The 11,825-nt window shown below is 74.0% G+C and carries 8 protein-coding genes; 4 read left to right on the top strand and 4 right to left on the bottom strand.

Going from position 1 to position 11,825, the window contains the following annotated elements; all coding sequences use genetic code 11:
• The 4 genes from IEY93_RS27320 to IEY93_RS27305 form a co-directional block, all read right to left on the bottom strand.
• Positions 1-503, bottom strand: a 503-nt coding sequence (locus IEY93_RS27320; RefSeq protein WP_229691520.1) for a hypothetical protein, incomplete at its 3' end; no start/stop codon positions are given.
• Positions 504-987: 484 nt separating this feature from the next.
• Positions 988-1,230, bottom strand: coding sequence for a hypothetical protein (locus tag IEY93_RS27315; RefSeq protein WP_189165993.1), 243 nt, complete (start codon positions 1,228-1,230; stop codon positions 988-990).
• A gap of 646 nt (positions 1,231-1,876) precedes the next feature.
• Entirely contained in the window at positions 1,877-3,415 is a 1,539-nt protein-coding gene (locus IEY93_RS27310; RefSeq protein ID WP_189165992.1) for a SagB family peptide dehydrogenase, read from the bottom strand.
• A gap of 37 nt (positions 3,416-3,452) precedes the next feature.
• The gene (locus tag IEY93_RS27305; protein ID WP_189165991.1) at positions 3,453-5,948 is read right to left on the bottom strand and encodes a TOMM precursor leader peptide-binding protein; all 2,496 of its coding nucleotides are present in this window, start codon (positions 5,946-5,948) and stop codon (positions 3,453-3,455) included.
• A 526-nt stretch (positions 5,949-6,474) separates the two neighbouring features.
• Here IEY93_RS27305 and IEY93_RS27300 point away from each other — a divergent pair.
• The 4 genes from IEY93_RS27300 to IEY93_RS27285 all read left to right on the top strand — a co-directional run bounded on the left by IEY93_RS27300 (position 6,475) and on the right by IEY93_RS27285 (position 11,807).
• Positions 6,475-8,199 (top strand): AMP-binding protein, encoded by a 1,725-nt coding sequence (locus IEY93_RS27300; RefSeq protein ID WP_189165990.1) that lies wholly within the window; start codon positions 6,475-6,477, stop codon positions 8,197-8,199.
• A 7-nt stretch (positions 8,200-8,206) separates the two neighbouring features.
• Entirely contained in the window at positions 8,207-9,358 is a 1,152-nt protein-coding gene (locus IEY93_RS27295) for an acyl-CoA dehydrogenase family protein (RefSeq protein WP_189165989.1), read from the top strand.
• Between the two features lie 84 nt (positions 9,359-9,442).
• On the top strand, positions 9,443-11,083 hold the full coding sequence (locus IEY93_RS27290) for an aldehyde dehydrogenase family protein (protein WP_189165988.1): 1,641 nt from the start codon (positions 9,443-9,445) through the stop codon (positions 11,081-11,083).
• Between the two features lies 1 nt (position 11,084).
• Positions 11,085-11,807 carry an SRPBCC family protein gene (locus tag IEY93_RS27285; RefSeq protein ID WP_189165987.1) on the top strand — a complete coding sequence of 241 codons (723 nt, stop codon included), beginning with the start codon at positions 11,085-11,087 and terminating at the stop codon, positions 11,805-11,807.
• Positions 11,808-11,825: the final 18 nt, after the last annotated feature.

Genomic DNA, 11,825 nt, shown 5'->3' with positions numbered 1-11,825 from the left:
GTGACGGCCATGCGGGCGAGTTTGCCGCGGGCGGCGTACAGTTCGGCCACCAGCGTCGACAGCGAACTCATCCCGTAGACCACCAGGCCGGTGAGCAGCGTGAAGCCGACTCCGTAGATCAGGCCGATCGGGGGCACCCCCTGGGCGGCGAGCAGCGGCTGGATCGCCGCGCCGCTGGCCGCGTACAGGGCCCAGCGCCCGGGGCCGGGCACCGTGAGCAGCACGGATCCGGCCAGCAGCCCCACCATCGACCCCCACGCGCTGCCGAGCCAGGTGAACGGCAGGTAGGTCGCCAGGCACTGGACCGACAGGGTGATGGTCCTGACGCGGGCCGGCCAATATCGGGGGCCGGCCAGCGAGTGGGCGAGCTGGAGGGTGAAGACCACCGGAAGACAGACGGCGAAGCCGAGGAGCCGGGCCGGGTCCGGATCGGTCAGCAGGACGTTGATGATCGTCGTCAGCGCGAACCCGGCCAGCATGACCAAGGTGATGGGCAGCACCACCTGGGGAGTCCATGGCTCGCCCTCCACCTCGCCGGGAGGCGTCCATGTTGGTGCGGCTCGCCGTGTCCACCACGGCCGCTTGGGTGGAAGCCCGTTCGACACTTCGCTTTCCATTGACTCCCGCTCCGGAGGGGCGAGGACTGGGAGCGCTCCCATGTGCCCGCCGTGATGAGGGGGCCAGGGATGGTGCGCGCCGTGATCAGGGTCTCAGGAGGGATTGTACGGGGGGACGGGAGCCGCCGTTCACCGGTGCCGGGCGCGGACCGGTGGCGGGACGGGATCAGGCCGGCGGCCGTGACCGCTGGACGGAGGTCCGCCTGGCGGGTGTGCCGGCCGAGAGGTTCCCGGGGCCGTCCAGGTGCGGGCGGGGTGACCCGCTGTGCGTCGTGGTGCGGCGGCGAAGTGTCGAACGGGGGAGGTGCGGTACGGGCATCGTGCGGTCTCGGGAGGAAACCCGATCGGTGGTTCCGGCCGGACACCGGTTTCAGGTGGTGTAGGTCGGCAGCGCGTAGGACGGGTTGGACCCGTCCAGCTCCTCGATGAGCATCTCGAAGTCCACGTCCACCCGCAATTTCAGGTCGTTTTCCAGGTGCTCGGCGAGAATACCGGACCCGGTGGGCGCCGCGGCCGTGCCGCTTTCGAGCAGCGCTGCGATCTGCGACTCCGGCCAGCAACCGGCCACGACGGCCGTGAAGTGCGTGTCATTGTCGAGGGTGCGGATCGACATGGCCTTCTCCTGTTCTGGTGCGGTGTCCGAGCTGTTCTTAATTGTGCGGGGTGAATGCCGGTGGCGGAAGTACGGGTATCACAAACCCCTCATGAATTCCTCACGGCGGTTATTCCTGCGGTCCGTGGAATGATTTGGTGCCGACCGAAATTCGCTCGTGGCATGGCCGGGGCGTCATCTGATCATCGCGCCTTCCCCACCAGGGGAGACGCCAGGGCGTGGCCGATGGCCCCGGTCGTGGCGCTCCGCGCCACGACCGGGGCCGGCCCCTTGTGAGCAGGGGGCGGCCCTTGCGGCCTGCGGGGTTTCGCCGGTCCGCATCCGGGGTGTGTCCGTCCTCCGGGCCCCTCGACGCCACGTGCCGCGGCTTCCACCGGGCCTTGGCGCCCCGTCGAACCACGGCCGGGCATGCACTCCTCACAGGCCGTGCTGGGGCCCATCGCCGCCGTGGCGGCGCAGGGCGTCCCGTGCGTGTACCTGGGCGCCCCTCGGTGCCCGGGGCCTCTGCTGCACCGGGACAGGCGCGCGCAGAACAGTCACCCGGGCGTTCGGCCGAGGCGCGCGGGCCCGTGCACCGGCGCGCACCCGTGTGCAAGGTGGCGAGCGGCTCAGGACGGCGAGCGGTCGCGGACGGGGCGCGCGTGGATCAGGCGGAGGGTTTGGGAAGCAGTTCCGTGGCGAGCTCGCCCCAGGCCGCGTCGTTCGCCGGCCGCCGTCCGGCGGGCGGCCCGGCGGGCTCCTCGTCCCCGTGGCCGAGCGCGAACCCGCTGACGCACGACTCGGTGCGCCAGTCGGTGCCGAGCGCCCGGGTCGTCACCTCGATGTCCGCGGCGTCCAGGGCGCATCCCGTCAGGCCCATCGCCGCGCTGACCAGGTACAGCGTCTGGACCAGCGCCCCCGTGTTCTTCAGGATCAGCGCGTAGCCGGGCCCGGTGTACTTCCACGACACGCGGCGGAACCGCGCGGTGACCAGGATCAGCACCGGCGGCGCGGTCGCCAGGCCCGCCGAGGTGCGTCCACGTTCGACCAGCTCGCACAGATCGACGGCGTCCATGTCGATGGGCTCCAGCCGGTGCCCGAGCGGGTCGTAGTGGTACATCCCGTCGGTGATGTCGGGACAGCCGCGGACCGCCGCGTACAGCTCCAGCTCGTACGCCGACCCCGTGCTCGCGTACGGGCGGTCGCTCGCCAGGCCGCCCGTGAGGCCACCGGCCGAGCCGACGAGCGAGCGCACCCGGGCCGTCCGGTAGAGCACCTCGCCGAGCTGGCGCGCCGTGAGCGGCTCGCGGGCGAAGCGCCGCGTCGGCCGGTGGCCCTCGATCGCGGCGGTGAGCGGCGGATCGGAGGCGATGAGCCGGTTCCAGGACGGCCGGGGCAGCGGCACGTACCCGCCCTCGGTGGCCGGCTTGGTGACCGGCTCGACCGTCCACCGCTCGCCCATCGGATAGGTCGCGCCGAAGTCACGGTCGTGCCGGCCGAGGGTGGACCGCGTGTGGAACATCAGATCCTGCGGCAGCCAGGTGACCAGGGCGGGGTCGGTGTCCTCGGCGAACACCGGCGCGCGTGCCGAGCCGCCGGGCTCGGCCTGCACCACCATGCCGGTCGCCACCAGGTAGCCGAGCGCCTCGCCGGCCGGCATGGGGGAGGGCAGCCCGTCGAGCACCGCGGCCGGAGTGGTCGCGCGACTCAGCGTCCCGATCAGCCACATCGCCTCGGCCCGGTGCAGGACCACCCGGTGCAGCGACAGCGGCGACTCCAGGCTGTAGGCGCCGTCCTCGGCGTGCAGCACGGCGAACCGGGACATGCGCAGGGCCCGCACCGGAGACAGCCGCGCCGGCTCGAAGCGGGCCTGCCGGCTCAGCGGTACCACCGACAGCAGCGCGCGTTCCTGGTCCAGCCCGAGCGAGCGGACCACCAGGTGCTGCAGCCGGCCGAGCAGCCGGTCGAGTTCGGCGCGGCCGGCGGGGTCGGTGACGGCGTTCTCCAGCGAGACCGGGCCGAGGCTCATGCGGCGCAACGCGTCCACCACCTGGGGAGCCGGATGCGGCACGCTCTCGTCGCCCCAGCGGCTGTGCAGGATCACCGCACCCTTGCCGGCGTCGGCCTCCACGTGCACGTCCTCGCGCAGTGACCACAGCAGAAAGCGCCCTCCGGGGGCGTCGTCCTGGTCTGGAGGTGGTGACACGGGGCTTCTCCTGATGTCTCTCACGGCGGGCACGCCGTCACAGGAAGAACGGGACGGGGTTGAGATCCTGGTACGGCGTCGGCGCGTCCAGGCGGCCGAGCTCGACCGGGACGTCGTACAGGCGTCCGGGGGCGAACCTCGCCCAGAAGTGGCGCAGCCCGGGCACGACGACCTTCACCACGGGCATCCCCACGTCCGGCCGGGTCTGGTCGAGCACGAGAACCTCCAGGTTCTTGGCACGGGCCAGCGCGGTGATGTGCGCGATGTCCTCGCGCAGGTCTCCGCGCGGGGTGTACGGATGGCCGGCCGCCGTCGTCTCCGGCAGGCCGGGGCCGGGCGCCAGGTAGGGGTGGGTGGCGATGGTCGCCCGCGTCCACCAGGACAGCAGCGTCGGGTCGCTGGTGGCGTACCCGGTGCCGTCCCCCGCCGCGCCGAGGGTGACCGGCAGGAGCTGGCCCAGCTCGGCCATCGCGCGGCGCAGCGCCACCGCCGGGTCGAAGTGCGCGCCGAAGCCGAACATGATGTCCTCGGCCGGGCCGCCGGCGCGCCGTGAGACGGCGGCGAAGACCGGGATGCCGAGGTCGGAGGTGAGGTCCAGCGCCCAGGTCTCGCGCCCGAGGGCGGCGAGGCCCTGCCGCACCTGCTCCACCCACGGGTCGGCGAAGGAGTCCAGCGCCACCCCCGGCTGGCGGGTGCGGTTGTACCACCACAGCGCCACGGCGTCGCGTTCGACCAGTTCGAAAAACCCCTGCAGGATGGCGTCCTCGAGGCTCGCGCCCGCCGCCGCGCCGTTGGAGTCGGCGCGCACCGGGCAGGAGCCGCCCCGGTCGAAGGGGCGGTAGTACAGCAGGTCGGTGGGCAGGTAGCGGTGCCGGGACGCGGTGAGCGACCACACCGGCGTCCACTCCAGCGGCACGCCGTCGTCGAACGGCGCCGGCACGTGCTGGAACGGCGGGTGCGCGGCGTTCCACCGTTCGCGGTCGCGGAACTGGCGCGGGTGGAACAGCTGGCAGGAGTCCGGATGCACGGCCGCCTCGCCCAGCCCCCGGTAGGTGTCCACCACCACCGGCTCGTCGCCGGCCCGGGAGCCGCAGTAGCGCTCCACCGACTCGCACAGGGCGCTGACCCGCGCCTCCAGGTCGGTGACGCCCTTGCCGCCGGCCTGCGCCCGCAGACCCGCCCGCGCCGTCGACAGGCTGTCCACCGGCAGCGCCAGGTTGGGGCCGGCCAGGTAGCACTGCAGGAAGGCGGGACTGCGCGGGTCGCGGCGGATCGCGCCGGTGATCCCGGTGACCGGGTCGGCCAGCCCGCTGTAGCGGTCCCAGACATGCTGCGCCGAAAGGGCCCGCTCGCCGGTGCCGCCGCGCGCCTGCTTGGGGCGGGAGGCCGGTCGCACCGGGCGGCGCACCTGCCGGTCGACCAGGCCCGGGTCGCCGCACGAGGGGCACTGCGGGCGCCGGGTCAGCGGGTGGTGCCGGCCGGCCATGGTGAGGGTGTCCAGCGTCCACACGGCGTCCTGCCCGGCGTGGCGGTGCCCGGCCAGCCACTTGGCGGCCTCCAGCGCGGCCGACAGCATGCCCAGGCCGCGGGTGATCGGGGTGGACGCCTCCGGCGGCGGCGTGGGCACGCCCGAGGCGGACGACAGGCAGCTCTCGGCGCGGCGGTGGCCGCGAAGCCGCCGCTCCAGGCAGGTCCAGCACGGGCCCGCGCCCGGCCGGAACACCGGACCGATCCACACGTCCGCCCCGCCCGGCTTGACCAGCAGCCAGGGACGCCCGTCGGCCAGCCGCCGCGTGTTGATCGCGGCCAGCGCCGGGTCGAGGTAGTCGTCGCAGACCACCAGCAGCAGCTCTTCACTGGAGTCGCCGGCCCCGGTCACCGGAACGGCGGTCAGGCCGGCCGTGCCGCAGGCGGCCACGAGCGGGCCGGCGTCCACCCGGCCGAGGGCCTGGACGCCGACCACGGCCTGCGCGAGCCGCTCGGGGGCGGCGCCGCCGTCGAGCCCGGCCAGGTCCCAGTAGGCCTCGGAGGCGGCGTCCGCGCCGGTGTCCGCGCGGCGGTAGCCGACCAGGTTGGCCTTGGCCATCCTGGCCAGCGCGGCGCCGACCTGCTCCGGGGGCAGCTCGCGGGAGGCCTCCCGGCGGATCTCGGCCAGGCTGCGGCTGCCGTCGAGCAGCGGGGCCAGCACCTGGGCCGGCCTGCCCGAGAGCGCGGTCGTCCCGCGCGCCGAGAGCAGGTAGACGCCGTCGCCGGGGACGATCTCGGGGCGCAGGTGGCTCTTGAAGCCCACGCGCGGCCCGGTGTCCGCACCCGCGTCCGGCGCCGTGCCGGGTTCCGGGGCCGCGGGGGGAACCGGCCGTGCGTCCGCCTCCGTTTCGGGGGCCGGGTCGAGGATTGGCGCGGGATCGCCGCCACGCGTCTGCGCCGCCGCCGCGGCCTTCTCGGCCGGCCGGCCGCCGCGGCCCGCGGCCGGGGGCGCGCCGAGGCGACGGTGGGCGACGGGGGCGCCCGCGCCGGTTTCCGCTTGCACCATGAGAGCCTCCGGGCCGTCGAGGGGCACAGGAACACGGGCGGCTCTCGCCGCCTCGGCCGGCGCCTACCCGCGGACGGGGACGGCACTCCGCCGGCCGGTGGTGGCGATCCCGCGCACCGTATTGTTCCCGACCTGCGCGAGCGCGGCCAGTTCACCGTTCATCTTCCCGGCGTGAATCCTTCACATCGCACTGGTGACCCGCTCAGTGGCCCCGCCGCGGGCCGTCCGCGCACACTTGTGCCACGTCGAAACGACCGGAGGGAGCACCGGCATGCGTCGGATCCGCTGCACGAGAAGCGCCGCCGGGAAACTCGCGAGGAAACGCTGCGCCGAGCAATCGGATCTGCGCACCCCCGCCGGCCGTGAAATGCCGTACTGAGCGAATGAACCGAACCCGGCGAGCCGCGGGGGAACGCGCCGCAGCGCTATGCCGGCGAAATCCCGCCGAAATCGGTGACACGAATCGAGGGCGAAAGCCCGACCGGCTGATCAGTGGACAGGCTGCCTCCAGGGAAGGGAGCGGAGAATGGCTCCGGTGCTGGAAATGACCGGCGACCGTTTCAGAGCCGAGGGGGTGTGGCACGACCGCACCGCGATGGACGACCTGCGCGACGCGGTCCGGCGGTTCCCCGACCGTACGGCCGTGGTGTGCCGGCACGTGGACGGCCGTGAACCCGACCGTCTCACCTACACCGAGCTGGCCGCCCGCGTCGAGCGGCTGGCCGCGGCGCTGCACGGCCTCGGCGTGCGCCGCGGGGACGTGGTGACCCTCCAGTTGCCGAACTCCTGGCAGCTCGTCGCGCTGTCCCTCGCGTGCGCCCGGGTCGGTGCGATCGCCGGGCCGGTCGCGACCATCATGCGCCGCCGCGAGGTCGCGTTCATGACCCGGCTGACCCGCAGCCCGCTCTACGTGGCCGCCGCCCAGGTGCGTGACTTCTCCTTCGCCGGCATGGCGGCCGAGGTCGCCGCCGAGGTGCCGACGCTGAAGCGCCGCGTGCTGCTCGGCGCGCCCGGCGTGCCGGCGGTGGAGCAGGGCCGCGACGACGTGCTCGACTTCGAACGCGACCTGCTCGGCCGGGCGTGGGAGCAGGAGGTCGCCCCCGGCGTGCTGGACGCCCGCGAGGCCCGGCCCGACGACCTGGCGCAGGTCATGTTCACCTCCGGCACCACTGGTGAACCCAAGGGCGTCATGCACAGCCACAACACGCTCGGCGCGCTCAACCGGGCGCAGATCGAGGTGCTGGGCCTGACGTCGGACGAGGTCACCGCCATGGGCTCGCCCACCACCCTGCAGGCGGGCTACACCTGGAACTTCCTGATGCCGCTGATCCTGGGCGCCACGGCCGTGCAGATCGACGCCTGGAAGCCCGATCTGATGCTGCGGGTCATGGAACAGGAGCGGGTCACCTTCTTCTACGGGCCGCCGCCGTTCCTGATGGACCTCATCCGCGCCCAGCAGGAGAACCCCCGGGACCTGTCGGCGTTGCGATCCTTCGCCACCGGCAGCGCCCCCATCCCGCCGGTGCTGGTCGAGCAGGCCCGCGACGTGCTGGGCTGCCGGCTGTACGCGCTGTGGGGGATGACCGAGAACGGCGCGGTCACCATCACCCGCCCGCAGGACCCGCCGATGCGGGCCGCCGAGAGCGACGGGGTGCCGGTGCCCGGCATGGAGGTCCGCATCGTGGACGAGGAGACCGGGGAACCGGTGCCCCCCGGCGGCACCGGCCTGCTCCAGGTGCGCGGCGCGAGCCAGTGCCTGGGCTACTACCGGCGCGAGGAGCTGTACGCCGAGTCGGTCACGCCGGACGGGTGGTTCGACACCGGCGACCTGGCCAGGGACGACGGGTACGGCGGCATCCGCATCGCCGGCCGGGTCAAGGACGTCATCTCGCGCGGCGGGGTGAAGGTGCCGGTGGTCGAGGTGGAGGCCGCGCTGCTGCGCCACCCGGCGATCCGCGACATCGCGGTGGTCGGCGTCCCCGACGAGCGGTTCGGCGAGCGCGCCTGCGCCGTCATCGCGGTGGTCGGCGTCCCCGACGAGCGGTTCGGCGAGCGCGCCTGCGCCGTCATCGTCGCCGACGGCACCCCGCCGACCCTTGAGGACCTGCGCGTCCACCTGGCAGAGCTGGACATGGCCAAGCAGTACTGGCCCGAGCGCGTCGAGGTCCTCGACGCGCTGCCGAGGACCCCCTCGGGCAAGGTGCAGAAGTTCGTGCTCCGCGACCGGCTGGCCGGCGCGACGGCTGAGTGAGGATCTCATGGACTTTCTCTTCACCCCTGAGCAGGACGCGCTGGCCGAGAAGGTCCGCGCCTACGTCGCCGACCGGCTCGCCCCGGCCGCGGCCGAGAGCGACCGCGAGGGACGTTTCGCGCCCGGGCTGTTCGCCGAGCTGGCGGCCGAGGGCCTGTTCGGACTGCGCATCCCCGCCGAGTACGGCGGCATGGGCCTGGACGCCGTCAGCACCGGCATCGCGCTGGAGGAGCTGGCGCGCGGCGACATCACCGCCTGCTACCCGGTACTGAACGCCGCCCTGGTCGGCGGGGTGCTCAACCAGAGCGGCGGCGAGGAGCTCAAGGCGCGCTGGCTGCCGTCCATCGCCCACGGCGACGCCATCGTCGCCGTCTGCATGACCGAGCCCGGGCACGGCACCGACGCCGCCGCCCTGGAGCTGGCCGCCGAGCCGGACGGCGACGGCTGGCGGCTGTCGGGCGAGAAGACCTCCATCATGCTCGGCGCGTACGCCACCCACGGCCTGGTCTTCGCCCGCACCGGCGAGAAGGCCGAGCGATCCCGCGGCGTTACCGCCTTCTACACCCGCCTGGACGACGCCCACGTCACCCGGACCACGCTGCCGAGCCTGGGCAGCCGCACCGGCGGCCGCGCCCACATGGTGTTCGACGGGCTGCGCGTCGGCCCGGAGAACGTGGTCGGCGGCACCGGGCTCGGCTTCGCCCAGGGCATGCGGGGATTCGACTACTCGCGGGCGCTGATCGCCCTGATGGCCGTGAGCGCCGCGAACGTGACCGTGGAGGCCGCGCTGGCGCACGCCCGCGACCGGGAGGCGTTCGGCCGGCCGCTCACCACCAACCAGGCGCTGACGTTCCCGCTGGTCGAGCACGCCACCTACCTGCACGCCGCTCGCCTGCTCGCCTACGAGGCGCTGTGGCGCAACGACGCCGGGCTCCCGCACCGGGTCGAGGCGAGCATGTCCAAGTGGTGGGCGCCCAAGACGGCCGCCGAGGCCGCCCACCAGGCACTGATCACCATGGGGCACTACGGCTGGTCGGAGGACGGGCCGGTGGCCCGGCGGCTGCGCGACCTGATCGGCACGCAGCTCGCCGACGGCACCGCCGCCGCGACCAAGCTCGTCGTCGCCCGGGAGTTCCTCGGCCGCGAGCACGCCCCCTGACCGTCCCGACCGCCGCCGCGCGCGCCCCACGGCCGGGCGCGCCGCGCACGGCACCGACGCCTCTCGACGAGCGGAGACCGCCTGATGCGTGCACCTGACGCCCCCTTGCCGACCTACGCCTCCTATGTGGGAGGACGCGACATCGACGCGGCCGAGCACATCTACGCCGTGTCGACCCGCGCCATACTGCGGGACGCCCCCGGCGCCCTGCGCCTGAAGCGCATGCTGGAGCGCGGACTGATCGACCCGGCCTCGGCCGGGCCGGAGGTCATCGGCCGGTGCGCGCTCGCCGGCCCCGACACCGTGCGGGCCGCCCTGTCGGCGGCGGCCGGGGCGGTGCGCGAGTGGAGCAGCAGCCCGCTGGAGGTGCGGCTGCGGCTCGGCGAGCTGATCCGCAAGCGGCTGGCCGAGACCCGGCCCGCGTTCGTCGACATCATGGTCGCCGAGGGACGCACCCGGACGCTGGCCGAGTGGGAGATCGACGGCCTGACGCACATCTTCAGCCCCGAGACGCTGAGCTGGTGTGCGGAACTGCTGCAACGCGACTTCTCCTACGGCGGCAAGAGCATCTCGATGCGGCGCAAGGCCGACGGCGTCGTGTGCGTCGCCCCGCCGCAGAACGCGCCGCACTCCAACTGCATCTACGGCGCGGCCGCCCTGCTGTCGGGCAACACGGTCGTGGTACGCGCGCCGCGCAGCATCCCCTTCGGCGTCATGTACGCCCTGCGGGAGATCATCGCCCCGGCGCTGGAGGAGGTCGGTGCCCCGCCCGGCACCCTCAACGTGGTCTGCGGGCCGCCGATGATGGAGGACTGGCTCGGCAGCGAGCACGTCGACGACATCATCTACTTCGGCGGCGTCGAGAAGGGGATGGCGTTCCAGCGCGACTGCGTCGCGGCCGGCAAGAAGCCGATCCTGGAGCTGGCCGGCAACGACTGCGCGGTGGTCTGGCGCGACGCCGACCTCGACCTCGCCGCCGGCGCCCTGGTCGAGGCGTTCCACGCCTCCGGCCAGATCTGCAACATCCCCAACCAGGTCATCGCCCACCCCGCCATCGCCGATGAACTGATCGAGCGGCTGAAGGCCGCCGCCGCGCGCATCCGCCCCGGCTACCCCGAGGAGGAGGGCGTGGTGCTCACCCCCGTCCTGGCCGCCGACGGGTACTTCGCCTTCCTGCAGGACGCGCTGCGCAAGGGGGCGCGGCTGGTGTGCGGCGGGCGGCGCCTGGAGGTGGACGGCACCCCGTCCGACACCGGGTTCTTCATCGAGCCGACCGTGGTACGGGTGGACGGGCTGGCCGGCGCGCGCGAGGTCGAGGCCGTGCGCGGCGAGACCTTCTTCCCGCTGCTGCCCGTGGTCGTTCCCGAACCGGGCGTCTCGGACGAGCGGCTGCTGGATGAGGTGCTCCGGTTCATCGACGGCAACGCCTACGGCCTGCGCAACTCGCTGTGGACCGCCGACGAGCGGGTGGCCGGGCGGTTCGTCACCGAGGTGCGCAACGGCGGGGTGCTGAAGGTGAACGACGACTCCCACTGCGGCTTCTACCCGTACATGCCCTCGCACGGTGGCACCGGCCTCACCAGCGGTGTGTTCGGCGAGGCCAGCTACATGATGATCCGCACGACCCACCTGCAGGGCATCGCCATGACCCCGCCCCGCGTCTCACGCGGATCCGGTGACGGCACGGCGCCGGCGGGGCCGGCGGGAAGCGAAAGGGGAGCGTGACATGCGAAAAGTAGGGGTGCGGGCCCACGTCCCGCTCGACGCCGGCGCCGCGCTCGCCCGCCTGGCGGACGGCGCCTGGCGTGACGTGCTCTCCGCCGGTGTCCTGGCGGTCACGGACGCCGGAGCCGGCGATGCCGCGGCCACGGACGTTGAGACGCCCACCGGCACCGAGGCGGCGGCCGGCCGTCCGGTGAGCCCGGCCGGACAGGCCGGAGTGGGGCGTGACGGCGACCGCCTGAGCGAATGGGCCCTGCCCTTCCGCGGCGGTTCGGTGCGCTGGCGCCAGCGCGAGCAGGTGACCGCCGCGGCGGCGGACGCCTCCTCCGCGGCGCCGGGCATCGCCTTCGAGCAGGTCGAGGGCGACTTCGCCCGGTACTCCGGCACCTGGCGCTTCGCGGCGACCGGTGCCGGGTCGCGGGACGCCGCCCCGGTGTCCGCCAACGGGTTCGCGCCCGCGGGCGCCGCGCCCGTCTCCGGCAACGGGGTGTCGCCGAACGGCGTGGCCGCGGCGCGGCCGTCCTGTGAGGTCCTCTTCGAGGCGCGGTTCGACCTCGGGGTGCCGATGTACGACCGGGTCGTCGAGCCGCTGCTGGCCCGGGTGCTCGTCCGGGGCGTCCGCGCCGTCCTCGCCGCGGCCTACGGGGAGGTCGAGATCGAGGAGGACCCGGTCACCCTCCCCGAGCCCGAGCGCTACGTGGCCGCGGTCCTGGCGTCCGCCACCTGAAAGACCGCCGCGCACCCG

The organism is Sphaerisporangium melleum, assembly GCF_014646695.1.
Lineage (GTDB): Bacteria > Actinomycetota > Actinomycetes > Streptosporangiales > Streptosporangiaceae > Sphaerisporangium > Sphaerisporangium melleum.
The sequence above is the reverse complement of the archived record's forward strand: the minus strand, read 5'-3'. Positions and strand labels throughout refer to the sequence as shown.